Consider the following 23,423-nt stretch of genomic DNA (forward strand, 5'->3'; position numbering starts at 1 on the left):
GCGGTTATCAGCCGTTGCGCTTCCAGCGCGGCTTGTCGTCGCGGCGGCCGAAGGAGCCGGCGCCGCCACGGTGGTCGTCGCGGCGGCCGTTCGGGCGGTCGTGGCCGCCGGAGCGGAAGCCGCCGCCGGCCGGACGGTCGTCACGACGGTCGCGGTTGAACGGACGGTCGCTGCCGCCGGAGCGGAAGCCGCCACCGTGCGAGGGGCGGTCGTCGCGGCGGAAGCCACCGGACGGACGGTCATCGCGGCGGAAGCCACCGGAGCGGTTGTCGTCACGACGGTCATCGCGACGGTCGTCACGACGGAAGCCACCCGACGGACGGTCGTCACGGCGGAAGCCACCGGAGCGGTTGTCATCGCGGCGCTCGTCACGACGGAAACCACCGGACGGACGGTCGTCACGACGGAAGCCACCGGAGCGGTTGTCGTCACGACGGTCATCGCGACGGTCGTCACGACGGAAGCCACCCGACGGACGGTCGTCACGACGGAAACCACCGGAGCGGTTGTCATCGCGGCGCTCGTCACGACGGAAACCACCGGACGGACGGTCATCGCGACGGAAGCCACCGGAGCGGTTGTCGTCACGACGGTCGTCACGACGGAAACCACCGGAGCGGTTGTCATCGCGGCGGTCGTCACGACGGAAGCCACCGCGGTCGTCACGGCGCTCGAAGTTGCCCCGCTCGTCGCGGCGCTCGTGCGCGGGCGCGGCCTGCGCCGGGACGGAAGCGGCGGCAGCGGCCTCCTCCTCGGCCTTGGCCTCGGTGGCGGCGGCCTCGGCGGCAGCGGCGACCGCGGCCTCCGGGTCCTCGCCGCGCTCGCGGGCGGCGCGCGCCAGGAGACGGTCGGCCTCGTCGCGCAGCTCGGAGGCGCGGCGCTGCGCGCGCTCCAGCTGGCGGGTCAGGTCGGCCAGGTCACGCTCGGCCTGCTTGGCGGCGTTGGCGGCGGAGTCGGCCTGCACCTCGGTGAGGGAGCGGGCGCCGGTGATCTTGGCGACCTCCTCGTCGAAGGCGCCGGAGCCACCGACGATGTGGCGCGAGGCGTCGACGCCCGCGTCCTCCATCAGGCGGAAGATCTGCTTGCGCTGGTGCGGCAGGGCCAGGGAGACGACCGTGCCGGACTGGCCGGCGCGGGCCGTACGGCCGGAGCGGTGCAGGTAGTCCTTGTGGTCACCGGCGGGGTCGACATTGAGGACCAGGTCGATGCCGTCGACGTGGATGCCGCGCGCGGCGACGTCGGTGGCGACCAGGCAGTTCACGTAGCCGGCCTTGAAGTCGTCGAGGACGCGGCTGCGCGCGCCCTGCGTCATGCCGCCGTGCAGGGCGTCGGCGCGGACGCCGGCGTCCAGCAGCTGCTCGGCGACGCGGTCGGCGCCCAGCTGGGTGCGGACGAAGATGATGGTGCGGCCCTTGCGGGCGGCGATGGCGGCGGTGACCGGCGCCTTGTCCTTCGGCTTCACGACCAGGACGTGGTGGGTCATGGTGGTGACGGCACCGGCGGAGGGGTCGACCTCGTGCGTGATCGGGTTGACCAGGTAGCGCTTGACGAGGGTGTCGATCTCGTTCTCCAGCGTCGCGGAGAACAGCAGGCGCTGGCCGCCGGCCGGCACCAGGTCGAGGATCTCGGTGACCTCGGGCAGGAAGCCCATGTCGGCCATCTGGTCGGCCTCGTCGAGGACGGCGACCTGGACCTTGTCGAGCGAGGCGGCGCCGCGGTTGATGATGTCGCGCAGACGGCCCGGGGTGGCGACGAGGATGTCGACGCCGCGCTCCAGGGCGTAGATCTGGTTGCCCATGGACGTACCGCCGCAGACGACCTTCATCTTCAGGCCGAGCACGTCACCGTACGGCTGGAGGGCGTCCGCGACCTGCATCGCGAGCTCGCGGGTCGGGGTGAGGATCAGGCCGCGGGGGCGCTTCTTCTCGGTGTGGCCGCCGGCCAGCGTCGACAGCAGCGGCAGACCGAAGGAGAGGGTCTTGCCGGAGCCGGTGCGGCCACGGCCGAGGATGTCCTTGCCGGCCAGGGCGTCCGGGATGGTCGCCGCCTGGATCGGGAAGGGGGTGGTGACACCGTTCTGCGCGAGCTTGCGGACGATCGCGTCGTCCAGGCCGAGGTCACCGAAGGTGATCGTCGGCTCGGCGGGCTCGTCGGCGGCGTCGGTGCCGGCGTCGGCGGCGTCGATGTCGACGGCCTCGGCGGCGGTGTCGGGGGTGAGGTCCGCGGTGGTCTCCGCGGTGACGGCGTCCGCCTCGACGACGATCTCGTCGTTCGCGGGCATGACGGTCTGCTCAGTGGAAATGGACATGCGAAATGCGAAACCTTCCGGAGTTTCGGCACGCGCCCAAGCTCCGTGTCGGCTTCACAAATGACCGCCTCGATGCGGTCAGCCACGGCAAGGTAAGGAACGCGCCACACGGCGCGCTTCTGTTAGGCGCCGGGCAAATGGGATCAAACGATCTACCACCATACGCACTCACCACCTCCGGGCGCAACCCGCTGCCCCCGTCCGGCGGCATGGCCTACGCCACAGGGCCCGCCGCCTGGGGGCCCGGCTGGGGCGACGGGGGCGCCGAGGACGCGGGCGGCTGGGTGACGGGCGGCTGCGGCGTGGGGGTGGTCGACTGGGGCGCCGGCTGGGTGGGGGCGGGCGGGCGCCCGGGCGCGGGAACCGCGCCGGCCCCGCCGCCCGGCTGCTTCGGCTTCTTGCCCGGCTTGCCTGCGTGGGCGTCCGGCGAAGCCCCGGCCGGCGTGCCCGAGGGCGTCGCCGACGCGGACGGCGACGCGGCGCCCTTCGCCGACGGGCTGCCGCTCGCGCCCCGTGCCGAGCGCGCGTCCGCCTGTCCCGGCCGCCCGCCCGGAAGCCGCACCCCGCCGTCCGGCTCCGGCCCCGCCTCGCGCTGCTTGCCCGCACCCGGCGACGGAGCGGGCCGCTCCGGGTCGCTCACGCTCATGCACCCCCCGAGGGCCAGGGCCGCGACGGCGACGGCCGCGATCCGGGTGACGGCTGCGCGGGGTGAGGTGGGGGGCATCGGGGACCGCCTTCGGGCTACGGCTACGGGTCGCATCGGCGACGCGTACAGACCGCATCGGCAACGCATGGGACAGGCGCCCTGCCCAACTGAGACCGCCCCGCCCAGGACACGCGCGGCACGCGGTCACCTGACCGGCTCTTTACCCGCGTAGCCGCGGCCGGCCTTTACCCGCGGCCGGCCTTCACCCGTAACCGCTCTTTCCCCGTGACCGGTCCCTACCCGTAGCCGAGCGCGTGCAGCCGCTCGTCGTCGATGCCGAAGTGGTGGGCCACCTCGTGAACGACCGTCACCTCGGTCTCCTCCACCACTTCCTCCCGGGAGGAGCACAGCCGCAGCGTCGGCCCGCGGTAGATGGTGATCCGGTCCGGCAGGACGCCCGCGTACCACTCGCCGCGCTCGGTCAGCGGCGTCCCCTCGTAGAGGCCGAGCAGCTCCGGGTCCTCCGCCGGGGGCTCGTCCTCGACGAACACCGCGACGTTGTCCATCAGCCGCGTCAGCTCCGGCGGGATCCGGTCCAGGGCCTCGGCGACCAGTTCCTCGAACTCCTCGCGCGTCATCTCCAGCACGCTCGCCATTGTCCGGCACGTCCCTCCGTACGGCCCCTGCGCCGCCCCTGCGCGCCCCGTCGCGCCGCGCCCGCACCCCCGTCGCGCCGCCCCCGGGAAACCGTTTTGGCGTTACCTCCCTCCATCCCATATGCTTCTCACGTCCCCGAGGCGCTGCGAAGCGCCCAGGTGGGCCATCAGCCCTCATCGTCTAGTGGCCCAGGACGCCGCCCTTTCAAGGCGGTAGCACGGGTTCGAATCCCGTTGGGGGCACGCTGTACCGTGTGCGAGACTAGTGCTCGCACATAGCAAGGTCCTGTGGAGCAGTTTGGAGTGCTCGCCACCCTGTCAAGGTGGAGGCCGCGGGTTCAAATCCCGTCAGGACCGCTGCAAGCATTTCGGTGCTTGCGTGGCTGGGTAGCTCAGTTGGTACGAGCGTCCGCCTGAAAAGCGGAAGGTCGCCGGTTCGACCCCGGCCCCAGCCACAGTGAGCCCCTCGTCTTCGGACGGGGGGCTCAGTGCTTTCCGGCGCGCGGATGCGCTCCGGGCCGCCCGCAAAGGCTCCGGAGCCGCCCGCCAAGGCGCCACCCCGCCCCTAAATGGGTTCGCCGCTTCCCGGCGGCTGGTGCGATCCTGGACTTCGTATGTCTACGCAGCCTGCCGCCCCCGCCGCATTCGCCGACCTCGCCGCCCGCCTGCCCGAGCTGACACTGCGCGATGCGCAGCGCCTGGGGCGGCGGCTCGACGGGGCCCGCCGCATCCGCAAGCCCGAGGCCCGTTCGGCCGTCCTGGCCGAGATCACGACCGAGGTCGACGCCGCCGAGCTGCGCGTCGAGAGCCGGCGTGCCGCCGTGCCGGCCGTCACCTATCCCGAGCAGCTCCCCGTCAGCCAGAAGAAGGACGAGATCCTGGCGGCGATCCGCGACCACCAGGTCGTGATCGTCGCGGGCGAGACCGGCTCCGGCAAGACCACCCAGATCCCCAAGATCTGCATGGAGCTCGGCCGTGGCGTCCGGGGCCTGATCGGGCACACCCAGCCCCGCCGGCTCGCCGCCCGCACGGTCGCGGAGCGCGTCGCGGAGGAGCTGCGCACTCCGCTGGGCGAGGCGGTCGGCTGGAAGGTCCGCTTCACCGACCAGGTCGGCGAGGACACGCTGGTCAAGCTGATGACGGACGGCATCCTGCTGGCCGAGATCCAGACGGACCGCGAGCTGCGCCAGTACGACACGATCATCATCGACGAGGCGCACGAGCGCAGTCTCAATATCGACTTCATCCTGGGCTATCTCGCCCAGCTGCTGCCGCGCCGCCCCGACCTCAAGGTCGTCATCACCTCGGCCACGATCGACCCCGAGCGTTTCTCGCGCCATTTCGGCGACGCGCCGATCATCGAGGTCAGCGGGCGCACGTATCCGGTGGAGGTGCGGTACCGGCCGCTGCTGGAAGAGAATTCCGGCGATTCCGACCGCGATCAGATCACGGCGATCTGTGATGCGGTGGAGGAGCTGCAGCGCGAGGGCGACGGCGACATATTGGTCTTCCTCTCCGGCGAGCGGGAGATCCGCGACACCGCGGACGCGCTGGAGAAGAAAAAGCTCCGGTTCACGGAGATCCTGCCGCTGTACGCCCGCCTCTCGCACGCCGAGCAGCACCGCGTCTTCCAGCGCCATACGGGCCGCCGGATCGTGCTCGCGACGAACGTCGCGGAGACGTCCCTGACGGTGCCGGGCATCCGCTATGTGATCGACCCCGGTTTCGCCCGGATCTCGCGCTACAGCCACCGCACCAAGGTCCAGCGGCTGCCGATCGAGGCGGTCTCCCAGGCCAGTGCGAACCAGCGCAAGGGCCGCTGCGGCCGTACGTCGGACGGCATCTGCATCCGGCTGTACTCGGAGGACGATTTCCTCGCCCGCCCGGAGTTCACGGACGCGGAGATCCTCCGTACGAACCTCGCCTCCGTCATCCTGCAGATGACCGCGGCCGGGCTCGGTGACATCGAGAAGTTCCCGTTCATCGACCCGCCGGACCGGCGCAACATCAAGGACGGCGTCGACCTGCTGGTCGAGCTGGGGGCGCTGGATCCGGCGCAGAAGGATCCGAAGAAACGGCTCACGCAGTCGGGGCGGAAGCTGGCGCAGCTTCCTGTGGACCCGCGGCTGGCCCGTATGGTCCTGGAGGCCGACCGCAACGGCTGTGTCCGCGAGGTCATGGTGATCGCGGCCGCGCTGTCCATCCAGGATCCGCGCGAGCGCCCGTCGGAGAAGCAGGCGCAGGCCGATCAGCAGCACGCCCGCTTCAAGGACGAGACGAGCGACTTCCTCGCCTTCCTGAATCTGTGGCGCTATGTGCGCGAGCAGCAGAAGGCACTGTCGTCGTCGGCGTTCCGGCGCATGTGCAAGTCGGAGTTCCTGAACTATCTGCGGATACGCGAGTGGCAGGACATCTACTCGCAGCTGCGGACGGTCGCCAAGCAGATGGGCGTCCACCTGGCGGAGGAGGACGCGGCCCCGGACCGTATCCACCAGTCGCTGCTGGCCGGCCTGCTCTCGCACATCGGCCTCAAGGACACCGAGAAGAACGAATACCTGGGTGCCCGCAGCGCGAAGTTCGCGGTGTTCCCGGGCTCGGCGCTGTTCCGCAAGCAGCCGCGCTGGGTGATGTCGGCCGAGCTGGTGGAGACCTCGCGGCTGTGGGCGCGGGTCAATGCCAAGGTCGAGCCGGAGTGGATCGAGCCGCTCGCCCAGCACCTGGTGAAGCGCAATTACAGCGAGCCGCACTGGGAGCAGAAGCAGGCGGCCGTCATGGCATACGAGCGGGTGACGCTGTACGGCGTGCCGATCGTCGCCCAGCGGAAGGTCAATTACGGGCGCATCGACCCCGAGACCAGCCGTGAGCTGTTCATCCGCAACGCCCTGGTCGAGGGCGACTGGCGGACGCACCATCAGTTCTTCCAGGACAACCGCAAGCTGCTCGGCGAGGTCGAGGAGCTGGAGCACCGCGCCCGCCGCCGGGACATCCTGGTGGACGACGAGACGCTCTTCGACTTCTACGACCAGCGGCTGCCCGAACACATCGTCTCGGGTGCGCACTTCGACTCGTGGTGGAAGCACAAGCGGCGCGACGAGCCGGAGTTGCTGAACTTCGAGCAGTCGATGCTCATCAACGAGAACGCCGAGGCCGTCACCAAGGACGACTATCCGGATTCCTGGCGGCAGGGCCGGCTGAAGTTCAAGGTGACGTACCAGTTCGAGCCGGGGGCGGATGCGGACGGCGTGACCGTCCACATTCCGCTGCAGGTGCTGAACCAGGTCTCGGCCGAGGGCTTCGACTGGCAGATCCCGGGGCTGCGCGAGCACCTGGTGACGGAGCTGATCCGTTCGCTGCCCAAGCCGATCCGCAGGAATTACGTACCGGCGCCGAATTTCGCCAAGGCCTTCCTGGACCGTGCGGTCCCCCTGCAGGAGGCGCTGCCGGTCACGCTGGCGCGCGAGCTGCACCGGATGACGGCGGTCCGGCTGGATCCGGAGGACTTCGACCTGGGCAAGGTCCCCGACCACCTGAAGATCACTTTCCGGGTCGTCGACGAGCGGCGCCGCAAGATCGCCGAGGACAAGGACCTGGAGGCGCTGCGGCTGCGGCTCAAGCCGAAGACGCAGGCGGCGATCTCCAAGGCCTTCGAGCAGGCCTCAGGGGCCGCCAAGGCCGGCGGCACCGGCGGCGGCGCCCCGGAGCAGCGCTCGGGGCTCACGTCCTGGACGGTGGGCACCCTGCCGCGCACCTTCGAGACGCGGCGGGCCGGCCAGCCGGTCAAGGCGTACCCGGCGCTGGTGGACGAGGGCGCCTCGGTCGCGGTGCGGCTCTTCGACACCGAGCAGGAGCAGCGCGAGGCCATGTGGCGGGGCACCCGCCGGCTGATCCTGCTGAACCTGCCGTCCAACCCCGCGAAATTCGCTCAGGACAAGCTCGGCAACCAGCAGAAGCTCGCTCTGTCCCGCAATCCGCACGGCTCCGTCCAGGCGCTCTTCGAGGACTGCGTCTCGGGCGCGGCCGACAAGCTGATGGCGGCGCACGGCGGACCCGTCTGGGACGAAGAATCCTTCCGCAAGCTCTTCGACGCGGTACGGGCGGACATCGTGGACGCCACGCTGGACGCCATCCGCAGGGTGCAGGAGGTGCTGGCCGCCTGGCAGGCGTGCGAGCGCCGGCTGAAGGCCACCACGAGCCTGTCGCTGATGTCCTCCCTGTCGGACGTCAAGGAGCAGCTGGCGGGGCTCATCAAGCCCGGCTTCGTGACCGCCCACGGCGTGCGCAGGCTGCCGGACCTGCTGCGTTATCTGGTGGCGGTCGACCGCCGGCTCACCCAGCTGCCCTCCAACGCCGACCGGGACCGCGCCCGGATGGCGAAGGTGAAGGAGATGCAGGACGAGTACGCGTGGCTGCTGGAGCAGTTCCCCAAGGGGCGCCCGGTGCCCCAGGAGGCACTCGACATCCGCTGGATGATCGAGGAGCTCCGCGTGAGCTACTTCGCCCACGCCCTGGGGACGGCGCACCCGGTCTCGGACAAGCGGATCGTGAAGGCCATCGATCAGCTGGCGCCCTAGGGGGCGCAGGGGTGCGGGCGGCCCGGCCCGCGGTGCGGGACCCGTTCGGGGGCCGCATCCGTGATCGGGTTCGACCGCACCCCCTGACCTGCTGTAGAGTCTCACTCGCAAGCCCGCCGGAGCGGGAAGCAAGCAAGGTCCTGTGGAGCAGTTTGGAGTGCTCGCCACCCTGTCAAGGTGGAGGCCGCGGGTTCAAATCCCGTCAGGACCGCATCGATTGAAGGCCCGGATCCCCCAGGGATCCGGGCCTTCTCGCATCCGACCTTGACTGGGACACGTGCCAGGGGTACCCAGAGGGTGGAGGTGCTGCGCTCCATGACGACAACCACCACCCGGGCACGGGCCCAGCGGACCGAGAGCATCAGGCACGAGACCAGGGCGCTGCTGCGCGCCCATCTGTCCGCCGCCTCGGGCGCCTCGGGATATCGCCATCTGACCCGCCACTGCGCCGTGTGCCACCGGCTGCTGCGGCTCGCCCAGGAGGCTGCGGCGGGGCCGGTGCCGGAGCCGGAGGGCGCCGGGGAGGCCGGGGCGGCTTCCGGGTGACCAACGGCGCCTGATCGGGCGGCAGTCGGCCACAGGGCGGATGCATGCGGAACGCACCGGGCTCTTTACCGCAGCGGCACGGTGAGTGACAAGCACGTCGCACTGTGATGGGAGTCACCGAAAGAGTTTCCCGACTGAGGGAACTTACCCCTGTCCTACAACGGGTCAATTTAATATGTGCAATTGCACTCCACCCGAAAGGGTGGGCCCGGAGGTCCGTACGGGTGTGTCGCCGGCGCCCGCTGCCCAGAGTCGGGCACGGCCGCCGGGGGCCGCTCAAGGGGCGCCCGGGCAATAAAAAGATCGCGCTGGACCCGGCGGAGTCCAGCGCGATCGACGACTCGCCCAAGTCGGTGGGCTTCGGACCTGTTGGGGCAGGTGCCGGTCGCTTGTAGCCAGATGGTGCTTCAGATGGAGCTAGCTGGGCGCAGGCCGGGTTGGGGGCCCCGGAAAACGCCCGGTGATGCGGTTGTTCAGGCCTCGCTGCGCTGCTGCGGAATGCCCGCCAGCAGGGCGCGGACCTCCGCTTCGCGGTAACGGCGGTGTCCTCCGAGCGTGCGGATGGACGTGAGCTTGCCAGCCTTGGCCCAACGGGTGACCGTCTTCGGGTCCACGCGGAACATCGTGGCAACCTCAGCCGGGGTCAGCAGCGGCTCGGCATCAGGGGTGCGAGCGGTCATGAGCGGCCTCCTCGGGAGAACCTGACGTGGAGTCGGTTCTTTCCTCTAAATTCTGCACCTTGACCCGCGTTGCCCGAAATGGCGGACGCGGGCCGAGTCGGTTATAGGACGAACGGCTTGTCCTCGGCACTACAACTACACCATCTGTCCAGCCACGTCGGCCAAACCGATGGAATTGCCCTCTCAGGTGTTCAACCTCGACGGAAGCCGATGGACCATGCCATAGCGGACAGTCACGCCACCGTGACGATCAGTCACAGCGGGATCAGGGGTCACCAGACCCGCCAAGGAGTGCAATACCGATCAATCCGCCCGTAGTTGGACGGAAGGAGCCCTTCCCGGACTCCTTGTCCTATTTTGCCACGTGGATGGGCGATGGGCGCAAGACCTGACGAAAGTGCGTTAGGTCACGGTTGCCGCAATGGCCCGGATCAGGACCTAGGTCCCGGGACTTCTCGCATCAAGACTTCAATTGGCGTACTGCCGGTTGCGTACGGCACTCCAGCGCTCCGTCAAGCGCTCGTACGCCCTCCCCGCGCGCACTCCATCCCCCGCGCGCAACGCCGCGAGCCCCTCCGCCGTGTCCCCGGCGGAATGATCCTCGGCGAGCTGCGCCTCGGGCACCATATGCACCAGACCGCCGTAGTCCAGCTCCACCAGGGAGCGCGGGTGGAATTCCTCCAGCCACCGTCCGACGTCCACCAGGCCGTCGATCAGCGGACCCTCGTCGATGGCGTCCTTGAGCGTGCGCAGCCCCCGGGCCACCCGCCGCCTGGCCTGCACCATCGGCGTGCGGTAGCGCAGCACGAGCCCGTCCCGGCCGGACTCCCCCTCCTTGGCGTACTCGCCCTTCTTGCCGTACTCGCGCTCCTCGTCCGAGAAGAGCACGAACCAGCGCAGCGGCACCTGCCAGGTGGCGGTGCGGATCCACGGCCGGGAGTCGGGGTTGCGCTCCTGCCAGCGCTCGTAGTCGGCCTCCGCCTGCCGGCGCACCACCGGCGGCAGGGCCGCGTCCAGGACCGGCGCGGGCAGGCTCTCGGACAGCTCCCCCAGCGCCAGCCAGCCGCGCAGTCTGGTCCGCCACGGGCAGATGCACAGCACGCCGTCCTGGACGGTCACGAAGGCGTCGCCGCTCTCGTGCACGGGCACCGGCACGGGCGGGGTGGGCAGGAGGTCGGCGAGCGAGCGCCGGAGCTCGTCCTGGGCGCACGGGAGCACCTCGCGCCGGGCGTAGCGCTCCCAGTGCGTGCGCTCCGGCTCCGGGAATGCGCCCAGCGGCTCATAGACCCGCAGGTATGCCGCGTACGGGACAGTCACCGATGAAGCCGAGCCCACACGTGCTCCCCTCAAACCGCAGGACACTCCGGGGAGTTGCCGAACCCTCCCCGTACCGTGCAAATCGTCCCATGGCACCGCTCCCCGGGAGAGTGATCCTCCGCACGGGACCGGCCCGCCGCACCGACAGGTCTTACCCTCTTGCCAACCGGCCCTCCACCACCCCCGGAGGGCAACCTCCGCGACATATGGAGTCACCACAGTGACTGACGTACGTCCCTCCCCCAAGCACTCCGTGCAGGGGGGACCCCCAGAAGCTGCCGGCGTGCTGCACACATTGTTCCGATCGGATCAGGGCGGCCACGAGCAGGTCGTCCTCTGCCAGGACCGCGAGAGCGGCCTCAAGGCAGTGATCGCCATCCACTCCACCGCCCTGGGCAACGCCCTCGGCGGCACCCGGTTCTATCCGTACGCCTCCGAGGAGGCCGCGGTGCTGGACGCCCTCAACCTCTCCCGCGGCATGTCCTACAAGAACGCGCTGGCGGGCCTCGATCACGGCGGCGGAAAGGCCGTGATCATCGGCGATCCGAACCAGATCAAGACCGAACAGCTCCTGCTTGCCTACGGTCGCTTCGTGGCCTCCCTCGGCGGCCGCTACGTCACCGCCTGCGACGTCGGCACCTACGTCCAGGACATGGACGTGGTCGCCCGCGAGTGCCGCTGGACCACCGGCCGCTCCCCCGAGAACGGCGGCGCCGGCGACTCCTCCGTGCTCACCGCCTTCGGTGTCTTCCAGGGCATGCGCGCCGCCGCACAGACCCAGTGGGGCGAGCCGACGCTGCGCGGCCGCAGGGTCGGCGTCGCGGGCGTCGGGAAGGTCGGCCACCACCTCGTGGAGCACTTGGTCGAGGACGGCGCGGAGGTCGTGATCACCGACGTCCGGACGGAGGCCGTGGAGCGCATCCTGGCCCGCCACCCGCAGGTCACCGCGGTGACGGACGCCGGCGTCCTGGTCCGCACCCCGCTCGACGTCTACGCCCCCTGCGCCCTCGGCGGCGCCCTGGACGACGACACCGTGGCCGCCCTCACCGCGAGCGTGGTCTGCGGCGCGGCCAACAACCAGCTCGCCCACCCCGGCGTCGAGAAGGACCTCGCGGACCGCGGCATCCTCTACGCGCCCGACTATGTGGTGAACGCCGGCGGAGTGATCCAGGTCGCGGACGAACTGCACGGTTTCGACTTCGACCGCGCGAAGGCCAAGGCGAACCAGATCTTCGATACGACTCTGGCCATATTCGATCGGGCGAAGGCCGACGGCATCCCGCCCGCCGCTGCCGCCGACCGGCTGGCCGAGCAGCGCATGGCGGAGGCCCGGGCGGCCGCCACGAGCGGAGCTACCGCTTAGTAGAACCGTCCGGTAAGGGCGCTTTGCGCACGACGGGTGACCGGTCGGCGGACAGTCCGTGGCGGTGCGGGCCGGCCGAGCGCCCCTAGCGGTCCCTACAGGCCCGTCCGATGAGGTGGTGAGCGAGACATCTCTCACCACCCATCGGCGGGTCGGCGCACAAGACACGTTAAAATCGCAGCTGACCAGCGGGGACGGGGCTCCCCTAGGGTTGTGCTGCGTGGCACGTCATGCGGGCGACGTACCGTATGGCCGCGGAAGCAGGTACCGTTGAAGCCCTACAGGCCGGATCCCTCCACGGGGGTCCGCTCTGACTCATGAACGTGAACGCGTGTCAAGACTCTGGGGCCGTCGAGCCCCGTCATTGAGGGGGTCGAGCCATGGGGCGCGGCCGGGCCAAGGCCAAGCAGACAAAGGTCGCCCGCCAGCTGAAGTACAACAGCGGCGGGACCGACCTCTCACGTCTGGCCAATGAGCTGGGCGCATCGCCGACGAAGCAGCCGCCGAACAGCGAGCCGCTCGAAAAGGACGATGAGCTGGATGACGACCCGTACGCTCAGTACGCGAGTCGTTACAACGACGATGAGGATGAGGACGAGCAGGCTCCGTCCGACTCTCCTTACCGTCGCCGCGCTTGACGCTGTAACTCCCACTGACCCGGTTCGAGGCCTGACCTCGGACCGGGTTCTGTGCTGCCTGGACGCCGTGCGCTGCGCCGGTGCAAGGCTGCGCCGTCGCCCCGGTGCGGGCCGCTTGTGCCCAGCCGTGCCGATCCCGCGGCACGGCTGCCCACAAGCGGCCGTTCACTTCAGCTCGCGTAGTCACCGGTCAGGGCCACGGCCTCGGCGTGGTCGCCGCGCTCGGTGATCGCACCCGCGACCCAGGCGTCCACGCCCCGGTCGGCGAGGACCGAAAGAGCCACGTCCACGGACTCCTGCGGCACGACCGCGATCATGCCGACGCCCATGTTCAGCGTCTTCTCCAGCTCCAGCCGCTCGACCCCGCCGAGCCGGCCCACGGTGTCGAACACCGCGCCCGGCGTCCAGGTCGCCCTGTCGACGGTGGCGTGGAGGTGGTCCGGGACGACCCGGGCCAGGTTGTTGGCGAGACCGCCGCCGGTGATGTGCGAGAAGGCGTGCACCTCGGCCGTACGGGTGAGCGCCAGGCAGTCCAGCGAGTAGATCCTCGTGGGCTCCAGCAGCTCCTCGCCGAGGGTCCTGCCGAACTCCGGAACCTCGCGGTCCAGCTCCCAGCCGGCCCGGTCGAAGAGCACATGGCGGACCAGTGAGTACCCGTTCGAGTGAAGTCCGGACGACGCCATCGCGATGACGACGTCACCCGTACGGATGCGATCGGCGCCCAGCACGCGGTCGGCCTCGACGACGCCGGTGCCCGCACCGGCCACGTCGAACTCGTCCGGCCCGAGCAGCCCGGGGTGCTCGGCGGTCTCGCCACCGACGAGCGCGCAGCCCGCGAGCACACAGCCCTCGGCGATGCCCTTGACGATGGCGGCGACCCGCTCGGGGACGACCTTGCCGACACAGATGTAGTCGGTCATGAACAGCGGCTCGGCGCCGCAGACGACCAGGTCGTCCACGACCATGCCGACCAGGTCGTGGCCGATGGTGTCGTAGACGCCCATGCGGCGGGCGATGTCGACCTTCGTGCCGACGCCGTCGGTCGCGGAGGCCAGGAGGGGGCGCTCGTACCGCTTGAGCGCGCTGGCGTCGAAGAGCCCGGCGAAGCCGCCGAGGCCCCCGACGACCTCCGGGCGGGTGGCCTTCTTCACCCACTTCTTCATCAGCTCGACGGCGTGATCGCCCGCTTCGATGTCGACGCCCGCGGCTGCGTAGCTGGCACCAGTGGTCTCAGACATTGCTGGGAACTTTCGTGTCGTTCGGTACTACGAGGGCGTTTACGGACGACGGAGCGCATCGGCGGCATCCGTGCCACCGGCCAGCTCGGTCTCCAGAAGCTGCTTGCCGAGCAGTTCGGGGTCGGGGAGCGCCATGGGGTACTCGCCGTCGAAGCAGGCGCGGCAGAGGTTCGGCTTGGCGATGGTGGTCGCCTCGATCATGCCGTCGAGGGAGATGTACGCGAGGGAGTCCGCGCCCAGCGAGCGGCCGATCTCCTCGACGCTCATGCCATTGGCTATCAGCTCCGCGCGGGTGGCGAAGTCGATGCCGAAGAAGCACGGCCACTTCACCGGCGGGGAGGAGATCCGCACATGGACCTCGGCGGCGCCGGCCTCGCGGAGCATCCGGACGAGAGCGCGCTGGGTATTGCCGCGGACGATGGAATCGTCGACGACGACCAGGCGCTTGCCCTTGATGACTTCCTTGAGCGGATTGAGCTTGAGCCGGATGCCGAGCTGGCGGATGGTCTGGCTCGGCTGGATGAAGGTCCGGCCGACGTAGGAATTCTTGACCAGGCCGGTGCCGTACGGAATGCCGCTGGCCTCCGCGTAGCCGACGGCGGCCGGGGTGCCGGATTCCGGCGTCGGTATCACCAGATCGGCGTCGACCGGGGCCTCGGCGGCGAGCCGACGGCCCATTTCCACCCGGGAGAGATAGACATTCCGGCCCGCGATATCGGTGTCCGGGCGGGCCAGGTACACGTACTCGAAGACGCAGCCCTTGGGACGGGCCTCGGCGAAGCGGCTGGTGCGCACGCCGTGCTCGTCGATGGCGATGAGCTCGCCGGGCTCGATCTCGCGGACGAACGTCGCACCGCAGATGTCCAGGGCGGCCGTCTCGGAGGCCACCACCCAGCCGCGCTCCAGGCGGCCGAGGACCAGCGGGCGGATGCCCTGCGGGTCACGGGCGGCGTAGAGCGTGTGCTCGTTCATGAAGACGAGACAGAAGGCGCCCTTGACGTCGGGGAGGACCTTGGCGGCCGCCTCCTCGATGGTCAGCGGCTTGCCCTCGGCGTCGGTCTGGCCCGCGAGGAGGGCCGTGACCAGGTCGGTGTCGTTGGTCGCCGCGACCTGGGTGGCACGGCCGTTCTCCCGGGGGAGGGCCGCGACCATCTCGGCCAGCTCGGCGGTGTTGACCAGATTGCCGTTGTGACCCAGCGCGATCGAGCCGTGGGCGGTCGCCCGGAAGGTCGGCTGGGCGTTCTCCCACACCGAGGCTCCGGTGGTGGAGTAGCGGGCGTGACCGACCGCGATGTGGCCCTGGAGAGAGCCGAGGGAGGTTTCGTCGAAGACCTGGGAAACCAGTCCCATGTCCTTGAAGACGAGGATCTGGGAGCCGTTGCTCACTGCGATGCCCGCGGACTCCTGTCCACGGTGCTGCAGCGCATACAGCCCGAAATAGGTGAGTTTGGCGACCTCTTCACCCGGAGCCCAGACACCGAAGACGCCACATGCGTCCTGGGGGCCCTTCTCACCGGGGAGCAGGTCGTGGCTGAGTCGTCCGTCACCACGAGGCACACCTTGAGTCTATGGCAGGGAGGAGGTTCATCCGAACCGGGGACGACCGGTGATGCCTCACACCACGCACAGCCACTCGGCGCGCACAGCGAATCACCTTTCGGGGGTCTTTTGTTCATTCCACCAAAGGGAGTTGCGCGGAGATGTCCGCGCGTTCGCCGCTTGCGCTGATCTCCGCGGCGTCGAGGGCGGCCGCCCAGTCCGTACGGCCGGTGGCCAGGCGCAGCCAGGTGAGCGGATCGGTCTCGACCACGTTGGGCGGGGTGCCGCGGGTGTGGCGGGGCCCTGCCACGCACTGGACGACCGCGAAGGGCGGGATGCGGACCTCCACGGAGCCGCCCGGGGCCTTGGCCGCGAGGGCGTCGGCAAGCAGGCGGGTGGCATTGGCCAAAGCCTGGCGGTCGTAACGGATCTCGGTGCCGAGAGCCGCCGCGAGATCGTCCGTGTGGACGACCAGCTCCACACAGCGGGTGACCAGGAAGTCGTCAAGCCGCATGGCGCCGACGTGGGCCGCGAGCAGGCGGTCCGGCGGTACGTCGGAGAGGGCGGCGAAACGCTCCGCCGCGGCGTCCAGCAGGGCGACGGGGCCTGTTCCCGCCGCGGTCTCGGCGGCCGCGGCCTCGCGGGTCGCGATGTCGACACGGCCGGCGAGGGCTGCGGTCGCCGCGGGCCACTCCACGGCGGTGATCTCCCGCGCGGGCGGGGCCGGTTCCCCGGCCAGCCGGGCCACGAGGCCTGCGCCCAGGGCGATGTGGGCGAGCAGCTCGCGGACCGTCCACTCCCCCAGGCGCGTCGGCAGCGCCAGTTGCGCCTCGTCCAGGCCGGCGGCCGCTTCCCGTACGTGGGCGAGCTGCGCGGCGAAGGCGGCCCGCACCTTGGCGGGGGCGTAGCTGCGGGGGCGGGGCTTGCGCTGGGCGGGAGGCATGGGCCCGACCCTATTCGGCGGCGGCCGGGAGCGACCCGTAGTTCCCGAGACCGTGCTCGACCAGGGCGAAGGCGCGCTCCGCGAGGGCGACGGCGCCGGGAAGGACGTCCTCCGCCGACTCGCCCGCGAACAGGCGCCGGTGGCTGTACTCGTGGACGGCGTAGCGAACGCTCATCAGCTGGGCCGCGACCACGGGAGCGAGCTCGGCGTCGGCCCCTTCCGCCGCGGCGGCCAGCTCCTCGCACAGGAGCGTCTGGGCACGGCGGACGTACTCGTGGGCGCGGACGAGAAGGGCCGGGGTCTCCTGGATCAGCCGGCGCACCTGGAGCACGTAGGGATCGTCGCTCATGCCGACGGAGGCGTCGTGGGCGTTGAGCGCGGCCATGAAGTCCCTGCGGAAGGCGGCGACGGCGGACTCGCCGGGGCGCCTGTCGCGCACAGCGCGGGCGGCGTCGCCGGTGTGCTCCTGCATGGGGCCGAGGACCAGATCCTCCTTGGAGGACATGTAGTTGAAGACCGTCATCTTCGAGACCTCGGCGGCCAGGGCGACCTCGGCGACCGACACCTGGTCGTAACCGCGCTCCAGGAACAGCTCCACGGCGGTCTTCCAGAGGAGGCGCCGGGTCTGGATCTTCTTTCGCTCGCGCAGGCTCATGCCTTCGGTCATGTCATGACTGTACCAGGATGAAACTTTGACTTGGCCGACAAACTTACCCGATAGAAGAATTGACTCGGTACAGATTCCTGGGGCATGGTGAGGGCACGCCGCTTCCGTCGGCGTTCACGACCGACTCCGGAGGGGGAAGAAGGGTGCGTTCATCCACAGCGACGCGGCAGTTGACCGCGGAGCAAGGGTCCGCGGGAGGGCCTGCGGCGAGGGCTGCGGGCGCCTCGGCGCCGGGCGATCAGGCGGCCGGCCCCCGTATGACGGCAGGGCAGCGGAAGGTCGCCTTCATCGTCTGCATGGCGACGATGCTCCTGGCCGTGCTCGACCAGAACATCGTCTCGGCCGTCACCGTCCCGATCGTCCGCGACCTCGACCCCGCGCACGGCATCGACCGCGTCCCGTGGCTGATCAGCGCCTTCGCTCTCGCCTCGACCGCGGCCCTGCCGCTCTACGGCAAGCTGTGCGACACCCACGGCGCACGGCGGGTGTTCCTAGGCGCCGTCACCGCGTTCCTCGTGGGCTCGGCGCTGTGCGGGGCCGCGCAGTCCATGGAGCAGCTCATCGCCTTCCGTGCCGTCCAAGGCATCGGCGGCGGAGGGCTGATGAGCGTCACCATGGTCGTGATCGCCCAGCTGAAGGCGGGAGCGGACCCGGGCGGGGACGCCGACGGCCGTGGCGGCCGGGGCGGAGGGGGCGGCGCCGGAATAGGCGGCATCGTGGCGGGTGCGGGCATGGCGCTCGGGCCCGTGCTGGGCGGCTTCCTCGCCGATCACGCCGACTGGCGCTGGGTGTTCTACGTGAACCTGCCCATCGGCATCGCCGTGCTCGCCGCCGCGGCCGTCGTCCTCAAGCTCCCCCGCCACAGCTCGCGCCACCGGATCGACTTCCTCGGCGCCGGCCTGGCAGCGGCCTTCTCCACGGCCCTGCTCCTCGTCACCGAATGGGGCGGCAAGGAGTACGCGTGGGGCTCCCCCACCATCCTCGGGCTGATCGCGGCGAGCGCGCTGCTGCTCGGCCTGTTCCTCTGGCGGCAGGCCACGGCGGCCGAACCCGTCCTGCCCCTGTCCCTGTTCAAGATCCCCGTGCTGCGCATCTCGTTCGCGCTGCAGGCGCTCATCGGGATGGCGCTGATGGGGTCACTCGTCTACGTGATCGTCTACCTGCAGCTGGTGCGCGGCATCGCCGCCACGGACGCGAGCCTGTTCCTGCTTCCCATGGCTGCAGGGATCTCCGTTACGGGCATCGTCGTCGCCAAGCTGACGGCACGCGGCTGGGCGCAGAAGACGTTCGTTGTCACCGGAACGGCCGTCTCGGCCGCGGCGATGGGGCTGCTCGCAACCCTCGGCGCCGGCACCGGCCTGTGGGTTGTCGGCACGGCGCTGCTGCTCCTCGGCGTCGGCTTCGGCCAGCTGCTCGGTCAGCTGATCCAGCTCACGCAAGAGCACGCACCGCCCCGCCAACTGGGCGTGGCGACCACGGGAATCCGCTTCTTCCAGTCCCTGGGCGGCGCGCTGGGCGCCTCCCTGTTCGGCACGGTGCTGGCCCGGGTGTACGAGGCGAAGGGCCCCGGCGGCTCGGCAGGCCGCATAGCCTCGCTCGGTGGCGAGGCCCACGCCCAGGCGATACAGGCCTTCGTCTCCTCCGTCGACACGGTGTTCCTGTGTGCGGCCGGAGCGATGGCGGTGGCCCTGGTGCTGGCGGCGCGCCTGCGGATCCGGTGATGCCCGCAGCTCCGCACGGCGCCCCGTCCCCGGCGGCCTGGCCACCGGGGACGGGTGCGGGTGCGGCGATTACGCGAGCAGCGCCGGGATCGTGGCCTCGTGGGCCTCGCGCAGCTCGGCCAGCGGAATGCTGAACTGGCCCTGGATGTCGATCTCTTCGCCGTCGACGACGCCGATACGGGTCGCGGGCAGGCCCCGCGCTCCGCACATGTCGGTGAAGCGGAGCTCCTCGCTGCGCGGGACCGCGACGACCGCACGGCCGGCGGACTCGGAGAAGAGGAAGACGAAGGGGTCCGTGTCATCAGGGGTGACGATCCGGGCACCCTTGCCGCCCCGCAGGCACGACTCGGCGACGGCCTGGATCAGGCCACCGTCGGAGAGGTCGTGCGCCGCGTCGACCATGCCGTCGCGGGAGGCCGAGATGAGGATCTCCGCCAGGAGCTTCTCCCGGCCCAGGTCCACGGCCGGCGGCAGACCGCCGAGGTGGTCGTGCACCACCTGGGACCAGGCCGAACCGCCCAGCTCCTCCTTGGTGTCACCCAGCAGGTAGAGCAGGTGGCCCTCGTCGGAGAAGGCGATCGGCGTACGGCGGTTGACGTCGTCGATGACGCCGAGCACCGCGACCACGGGGGTCGGGTGGATGGCGGTCTCGCCGGTCTGGTTGTAGAGCGAGACGTTGCCGCCGGTGACGGGGGTGCCCAGCTCCAGGCAGCCGTCGGCCAGACCGCGCGTGGCCTCCGCGAACTGCCACATGACCGCCGGGTCCTCGGGGGAACCGAAGTTCAGGCAGTTGGAGATGGCCAGCGGGCGGGCGCCGGAGGCGGCCACGTTGCGGTAGGACTCCGCGAGCGCCAGCTGCGCGCCCGCGTACGGGTCGAGCTTGGCGTAGCGGCCGTTGCCGTCCGTGGCGACGGCGACACCGAGGTTGGTGTCCTCGTCGACGCGGACCATGCCGGAGTCCTCCGGCTGTGCGAGGACGGTGTTGCCCTGCACGAACCGGTCGTACTGGTCGGTAATCCAGGACTTGGAGGCCTGGTTCGGCGAGGAGATCACCTTCAGGACCTGCTCGCGCAGCTCCTCGGCGGTCTCCGGGCGGGCCAGCTTGTTCGCGTCGTCGGCCTGGAGGGCGTCCTGCCAGTCCGGGCGGGCGAAGGGCCGCTCGTAGACCGGGCCCTCGTGGGCGACGGTGCGCGGCGGCACGTCCACGATCTGCTCGCCGTGCCAGAAGATCTCCAGCCGCTCGCCGTCGGTCACCTCACCGATGACGGTGGCGATGACGTCCCACTTCTCGCAGATCTCCAGGAAGCGGTCGACCTTGCCGGGCTCGACGATCGCGCACATGCGCTCCTGCGACTCGCTCATGAGGATCTCCTCGGGCGAGAGCGTCGCATCGCGCAGGGGCACGCGGTCCAGCTCGACGCGCATGCCGCCGGAGCCGGCGCTGGCCAGCTCGCTGGTGGCGCAGGACAGGCCGGCGCCGCCGAGGTCCTGGATGCCGTCGACCAGGTCCTCGCGGAAGATCTCCAGGGTGCACTCGATGAGGAGCTTCTCCTGGAAGGGGTCGCCGACCTGGACGGCGGGGCGCTTGGTGGGCTTGCTGTCGTCGAAGGTCTCGGACGCGAGGACCGAGACGCCGCCGATGCCGTCGCCGCCGGTGCGGGCACCGTAGAGGATGACCTTGTTGCCGGTGCCGGAGGCCTTGGCGAGGTGGATGTCCTCGTGCTTCATCACGCCGACGCACAGGGCGTTGACCAGCGGGTTGCCCTGGTAGCAGGCGTCGAAGACGACCTCGCCGCCGATGTTCGGCAGACCCAGGCAGTTGCCGTAGCCGCCGATGCCCGCGACGACGCCCGGCAGGACGCGCTTGGTGTCGGGGTGGTCGGCGGCGCCGAAGCGCAGCGGGTCCATCACGGCGACCGGGCGGGCGCCCATCGCGAGGATGTCGCGGACGATGCCGCCCACGCCGGTGGCCGCGCCCTGGTAGGGCTCGATGTACGACGGGTGGTTGTGCGACTCGACCTTGAAGGTGACCGCGTAACCCTGGCCGACGTCGACGACGCCGGCGTTCTCGCCGATGCCGACCAGCAGGGCGTCGTTCTCGGGAGCCTTCTCGCCGAACTGGCGCAGGTGCACCTTGCTGCTCTTGTAGGAGCAGTGCTCGGACCACATCACGGAGTACATGGCGAGCTCGGCACCGGTGGGACGGCGGCCCAGGATCGTACGGATGCGCTCGTACTCGTCCTGCTTCAGGCCCAGCTCGGCCCAGGGCTGCTCGGTGTCCGGCGTCTCGCCTGCGTGCTTGACGGTGTCGAGAGTCATGCGTTGACCAGCTTCTTCAGGAGCGAGGTGAAGAATCCGAGCCCGTCCGTGCGGCCGGTGCCGACGAGGGGCTCGACGGCGTGCTCGGGGTGCGGCATCAGGCCGACGACGTTGCCGGCGGCGTTGGTGATGCCGGCGATGTCGCGGAGCGAGCCGTTGGGGTTCCCGCCGAGGTAGCGGAAGACGACGCGGCCCTCCGCCTCGAGCTCGTCCAGGGTGTGCTCGTCGGCGACGTAGCGGCCGTCGATGTTCTTCAGCGGGATGGAGATCTCCTGGCCCGCCTCGTAGTCGGACGTCCAGGCCGTGTTCGCGTTCTCCACCCGCAGCTTCTGCTCGCGGCAGATGAAGTGCAGGTGGTTGTTGCGCAGCATCGCGCCGGGCAGCAGGTGGGTCTCGGTGAGCACCTGGAAGCCGTTGCAGATACCGAGGACGGGCATGCCGCCCTTGGCCTGCTCGATGACGGTCTCCATGACCGGCGAGAAGCGGGAGATGGCACCCGCCCGCAGATAGTCGCCGTAGGAGAAACCGCCGGGCAGGACCACGGCGTCCACCTGCTTGAGGTCCTTGTCGCGGTGCCAGAGCGGCACGGGGTCAAGCCCGGCGATCCGGACGGCGCGCTGGGTGTCGCGGTCGTCGAGGGTGCCGGGGAAGGTGATGACTCCTACGCGTGCAGTCACGAGTCGACCCGCACGGTGAAGTTCTCGATCACGGTGTTGGCGAGAAACGTTTCCGCCATCTCGTGGATTCGGGCGAGGGCGGCGTCGTCGACCGGGCCCTCCACCTCGAGTTCAAAGCGCTTGCCCTGACGGACGTCGGCGATCCCCTCGTAACCCAGGCGAGGCAGCGCGCGCTGCACCGCCTGGCCCTGCGGGTCGAGGATCTCCGGCTTGAGCATGACGTCGACTACGACGCGTGCCACTGGCACTCCCGGTGTGTGGTGCGTGAGCTGAAGCGGTACGGCCAGAGTACAGTCCCGAAAAATCTACGCGCATAGATATGGTGGGCGTCCTGTCACGTTTACGCATCGACACCCGGGACGCCCTGGAAAAATCCCGGGAAAAACGTACGGTCCTGATTGCGAAGCGGCACTCGGACCGAATTAACTGGGCTTCACTTTGCAATGCTCTTCGTTGTACAAATGAATAACCATTGACCCGGAACGGATCCGGAACATCCGGAACCAGTGCATCTCCGCAGTTCAACGCGGAGGTGCCCGCTGAAAGGACCGATATTCGTGGCACAGCGCGTAGTGGTCACACTCTCCGACGACATCGACGGCGGGGAAGCCGCGGAGACGGTTACCTTCGGCCTCGACGGCAAGTCGTACGAGATCGACCTCAACACTGCCAATGCGAAGAAACTGCGGGCGATCCTCACGCCTTACCTGGAGGCCGGCCGCAAGCAGTCCCGCTCCGGCAAGGTCTACCGCCGCACCTCCGTCGCACCCGACCCGGCGGCGGTCCGCGCGTGGGCGCGCTCGCACGGCATGGACGTCCCGCCGCGGGGCCGCATCCCCAAGCGCGTGTACGAGGCCTTCAACTCCGCCGACTGAGCCGATTTGCCAACCACCCCGGATGATCAGCTAGAGTCTGGATCACGCCGAGGGGCGAGGCCGGGAAACCGGGCAAACCCCCAGGTCACGCGGGTGTAGCTCAGTAGTAGAGCGCCCCCTTTCCAAGGGGGAGGCGCAGTGTGCGATTCCTGTCACCCGCTCTGAACGTCCTCCGGCCACGCATGTGGTCCGGCGGGACGGATCATGCGGGTGTAGCTCAGTAGTAGAGCGCCCTCTTTCCAAGAGGGAGGCGCAGTGTGCGATTCCTGTCACCCGCTCTGATCGCTTACCGGTCCACCTCGTGGGCCGGACCGGCGATCCATGCGGGTGTAGCTCAGTAGTAGAGCGCCCCCTTTCCAAGGGGGAGGCGCAGTGTGCGATTCCTGTCACCCGCTCTCATCACGTACCGACCACTCCGGTGGATCAGGTAGAGTGATGTCTCGCGCCGCCCGGTGAGAGCCGGTCGGAGGCATGCGGACGTAGCTCAGTTGGTAGAGCACCACCTTGCCAAGGTGGATGTCGCGAGTTCGAGTCTCGTCGTCCGCTCAGTGAACGAAGGCCCCGGTCATCACGACCGGGGCCTTCGTCGTACTTCCTGCCGTGCACTCTGCCGCACTCCCTGCCGTGCTTCCCGCCGTACTTCCCGCCGTACTTCGTGCCGCAGCGGCGCTGATGACATTCGTCATCCGAAGTCATGACAGGCCGCACTGCCCCCGGCC

General features: G+C 69.9%; 18 protein-coding genes and 8 tRNA genes. 14 read left to right on the plus strand and 12 right to left on the minus strand.

Annotated features, from left to right (window positions below):
* Nucleotides 1-7 precede the first annotated feature (7 nt).
* The 3 genes from IE241_RS28940 to IE241_RS28950 form a co-directional block, all read right to left on the minus strand.
* Nucleotides 8-2,308, minus strand: a complete 2,301-nt coding sequence (locus IE241_RS28940; RefSeq protein ID WP_190024818.1) for a DEAD/DEAH box helicase — start codon at nt 2,306-2,308, stop codon at nt 8-10.
* 214 nt (nt 2,309-2,522) lie between these two features.
* Nucleotides 2,523-3,032 carry a hypothetical protein gene (locus IE241_RS28945; protein WP_190024819.1) on the minus strand — a complete coding sequence of 170 codons (510 nt, stop codon included), beginning with the start codon at nt 3,030-3,032 and terminating at the stop codon, nt 2,523-2,525.
* 218 nt (nt 3,033-3,250) lie between these two features.
* Nucleotides 3,251-3,601 carry a metallopeptidase family protein gene (locus IE241_RS28950; protein WP_058047578.1) on the minus strand — a complete coding sequence of 117 codons (351 nt, stop codon included), beginning with the start codon at nt 3,599-3,601 and terminating at the stop codon, nt 3,251-3,253.
* A gap of 179 nt (nt 3,602-3,780) precedes the next feature.
* Here IE241_RS28950 and IE241_RS28955 point away from each other — a divergent pair.
* The 6 genes from IE241_RS28955 (at nt 3,781) to IE241_RS28980 (ending at nt 8,727) form a co-directional block, all read left to right on the plus strand.
* Nucleotides 3,781-3,853: transfer RNA gene (locus tag IE241_RS28955), tRNA-Glu, on the plus strand.
* Between the two features lie 39 nt (nt 3,854-3,892).
* Nucleotides 3,893-3,967: transfer RNA gene (locus tag IE241_RS28960), tRNA-Asp, on the plus strand.
* 24 nt (nt 3,968-3,991) lie between these two features.
* Nucleotides 3,992-4,065 (plus strand) — tRNA-Phe (locus tag IE241_RS28965).
* A 159-nt stretch (nt 4,066-4,224) separates the two neighbouring features.
* Nucleotides 4,225-8,181 carry an ATP-dependent RNA helicase HrpA gene (gene hrpA / locus IE241_RS28970; RefSeq protein ID WP_190024820.1) on the plus strand — a complete coding sequence of 1,319 codons (3,957 nt, stop codon included), beginning with the start codon at nt 4,225-4,227 and terminating at the stop codon, nt 8,179-8,181.
* Nucleotides 8,182-8,317: 136 nt separating this feature from the next.
* Nucleotides 8,318-8,392 (plus strand) — tRNA-Asp (locus IE241_RS28975).
* 104 nt (nt 8,393-8,496) lie between these two features.
* Nucleotides 8,497-8,727: a DUF6274 family protein gene (locus IE241_RS28980; protein WP_190024821.1), complete on the plus strand. Its 231-nt coding sequence runs from the start codon at nt 8,497-8,499 to the stop codon at nt 8,725-8,727.
* 473 nt (nt 8,728-9,200) lie between these two features.
* On the opposite strand, the gene bldC is transcribed toward IE241_RS28980, so the two are convergent.
* Nucleotides 9,201-9,407 carry a developmental transcriptional regulator BldC gene (bldC, locus tag IE241_RS28985; protein WP_003949541.1) on the minus strand — a complete coding sequence of 69 codons (207 nt, stop codon included), beginning with the start codon at nt 9,405-9,407 and terminating at the stop codon, nt 9,201-9,203.
* A gap of 468 nt (nt 9,408-9,875) precedes the next feature.
* Nucleotides 9,876-10,742 (minus strand): DUF8083 family protein, encoded by an 867-nt coding sequence (locus IE241_RS28990; RefSeq protein WP_190024822.1) that lies wholly within the window; start codon nt 10,740-10,742, stop codon nt 9,876-9,878.
* Nucleotides 10,743-10,944: 202 nt separating this feature from the next.
* Here IE241_RS28990 and IE241_RS28995 point away from each other — a divergent pair, with 202 nt between their 5' ends.
* Together IE241_RS28995 and IE241_RS29000 are read left to right on the plus strand one after the other, a co-directional pair.
* A complete protein-coding gene (locus IE241_RS28995) occupies nt 10,945-12,087 on the plus strand; it encodes a Leu/Phe/Val dehydrogenase (RefSeq protein ID WP_373300799.1) in 1,143 nt (380 codons plus the stop codon).
* 380 nt (nt 12,088-12,467) lie between these two features.
* Nucleotides 12,468-12,725: a DUF3073 domain-containing protein gene (locus tag IE241_RS29000; RefSeq protein WP_058047541.1), complete on the plus strand. Its 258-nt coding sequence runs from the start codon at nt 12,468-12,470 to the stop codon at nt 12,723-12,725.
* A 170-nt stretch (nt 12,726-12,895) separates the two neighbouring features.
* Here the strand turns inward: IE241_RS29000 and purM are convergent, their stop codons facing one another.
* From purM to IE241_RS29020, 4 genes are all read right to left on the minus strand, one after another.
* Entirely contained in the window at nt 12,896-13,963 is a 1,068-nt protein-coding gene (gene purM, locus IE241_RS29005; protein ID WP_190024823.1) for a phosphoribosylformylglycinamidine cyclo-ligase, read from the minus strand.
* Between the two features lie 39 nt (nt 13,964-14,002).
* Nucleotides 14,003-15,520, minus strand: a complete 1,518-nt coding sequence (purF, locus tag IE241_RS29010; protein WP_058047539.1) for an amidophosphoribosyltransferase — start codon at nt 15,518-15,520, stop codon at nt 14,003-14,005.
* 115 nt (nt 15,521-15,635) lie between these two features.
* Nucleotides 15,636-16,445, minus strand: coding sequence for a sterol carrier family protein (locus IE241_RS29015; RefSeq protein WP_190024824.1), 810 nt, complete (start codon nt 16,443-16,445; stop codon nt 15,636-15,638).
* 10 nt (nt 16,446-16,455) lie between these two features.
* Nucleotides 16,456-17,112, minus strand: a complete 657-nt coding sequence (locus IE241_RS29020; RefSeq protein ID WP_190024825.1) for a TetR/AcrR family transcriptional regulator — start codon at nt 17,110-17,112, stop codon at nt 16,456-16,458.
* 257 nt (nt 17,113-17,369) lie between these two features.
* Between IE241_RS29020 and IE241_RS29025 the strand changes: the two genes are divergently transcribed.
* A complete protein-coding gene (locus IE241_RS29025; protein ID WP_190024826.1) occupies nt 17,370-18,833 on the plus strand; it encodes an MFS transporter in 1,464 nt (487 codons plus the stop codon).
* Between the two features lie 69 nt (nt 18,834-18,902).
* Here the strand turns inward: IE241_RS29025 and purL are convergent, their stop codons facing one another.
* Genes purL through purS form a run of 3 tightly spaced genes read right to left on the minus strand, consistent with a single transcriptional unit; the run spans nt 18,903 to nt 22,071 of the window.
* On the minus strand, nt 18,903-21,152 hold the full coding sequence (purL, locus tag IE241_RS29030) for a phosphoribosylformylglycinamidine synthase subunit PurL (RefSeq protein ID WP_190024827.1): 2,250 nt from the start codon (nt 21,150-21,152) through the stop codon (nt 18,903-18,905).
* Nucleotides 21,149-21,829: a phosphoribosylformylglycinamidine synthase subunit PurQ gene (gene purQ / locus IE241_RS29035; RefSeq protein WP_190024828.1), complete on the minus strand. Its 681-nt coding sequence runs from the start codon at nt 21,827-21,829 to the stop codon at nt 21,149-21,151. The genes purL and purQ overlap by 4 nt, the downstream gene beginning before the upstream one ends.
* Nucleotides 21,826-22,071 carry a phosphoribosylformylglycinamidine synthase subunit PurS gene (gene purS / locus IE241_RS29040; RefSeq protein ID WP_058047533.1) on the minus strand — a complete coding sequence of 82 codons (246 nt, stop codon included), beginning with the start codon at nt 22,069-22,071 and terminating at the stop codon, nt 21,826-21,828. Before purS ends, purQ begins: the two co-directional genes overlap by 4 nt.
* Nucleotides 22,072-22,386: 315 nt before the next feature.
* On the opposite strand from purS, the gene IE241_RS29045 reads away from it, so the two are divergent.
* The 5 genes from IE241_RS29045 (at nt 22,387) to IE241_RS29065 (ending at nt 23,250) form a co-directional block, all read left to right on the plus strand.
* Nucleotides 22,387-22,704, plus strand: coding sequence for a histone-like nucleoid-structuring protein Lsr2 (locus tag IE241_RS29045; RefSeq protein WP_190024829.1), 318 nt, complete (start codon nt 22,387-22,389; stop codon nt 22,702-22,704).
* Nucleotides 22,705-22,793: 89 nt separating this feature from the next.
* A tRNA-Gly gene (locus IE241_RS29050) sits at nt 22,794-22,865 on the plus strand.
* A gap of 45 nt (nt 22,866-22,910) precedes the next feature.
* Nucleotides 22,911-22,982 (plus strand) — tRNA-Gly (locus tag IE241_RS29055).
* A 45-nt stretch (nt 22,983-23,027) separates the two neighbouring features.
* Nucleotides 23,028-23,099: transfer RNA gene (locus IE241_RS29060), tRNA-Gly, on the plus strand.
* A gap of 78 nt (nt 23,100-23,177) precedes the next feature.
* A tRNA-Gly gene (locus tag IE241_RS29065) sits at nt 23,178-23,250 on the plus strand.
* Nucleotides 23,251-23,423: the final 173 nt, after the last annotated feature.

It is taken from the genome of Streptomyces hiroshimensis, from assembly GCF_014650335.1.
GTDB classification, from domain to species: Bacteria; Actinomycetota; Actinomycetes; order Streptomycetales; family Streptomycetaceae; genus Streptomyces; species Streptomyces hiroshimensis.

Coding starts and splice junctions, on each gene's coding strand:
- IE241_RS28940 (WP_190024818.1), bottom strand. CDS start 2,308: ATGTCCATTTCCACTGAGCAGACCGTCATGCCCGCGAACGACGAGATC.
- IE241_RS28945 (WP_190024819.1), bottom strand. CDS start 3,032: ATGCCCCCCACCTCACCCCGCGCAGCCGTCACCCGGATCGCGGCCGTC.
- hrpA (WP_190024820.1), top strand. CDS start 4,225: ATGTCTACGCAGCCTGCCGCCCCCGCCGCATTCGCCGACCTCGCCGCC.
- IE241_RS28980 (WP_190024821.1), top strand. CDS start 8,497: ATGACGACAACCACCACCCGGGCACGGGCCCAGCGGACCGAGAGCATC.
- bldC (WP_003949541.1), bottom strand. CDS start 9,407: ATGACCGCTCGCACCCCTGATGCCGAGCCGCTGCTGACCCCGGCTGAG.
- IE241_RS29000 (WP_058047541.1), top strand. CDS start 12,468: ATGGGGCGCGGCCGGGCCAAGGCCAAGCAGACAAAGGTCGCCCGCCAG.
- purM (WP_190024823.1), bottom strand. CDS start 13,963: ATGTCTGAGACCACTGGTGCCAGCTACGCAGCCGCGGGCGTCGACATC.
- IE241_RS29015 (WP_190024824.1), bottom strand. CDS start 16,445: ATGCCTCCCGCCCAGCGCAAGCCCCGCCCCCGCAGCTACGCCCCCGCC.
- IE241_RS29020 (WP_190024825.1), bottom strand. CDS start 17,112: ATGACCGAAGGCATGAGCCTGCGCGAGCGAAAGAAGATCCAGACCCGG.
- IE241_RS29025 (WP_190024826.1), top strand. CDS start 17,370: ATGACGGCAGGGCAGCGGAAGGTCGCCTTCATCGTCTGCATGGCGACG.
- purL (WP_190024827.1), bottom strand. CDS start 21,152: ATGACTCTCGACACCGTCAAGCACGCAGGCGAGACGCCGGACACCGAG.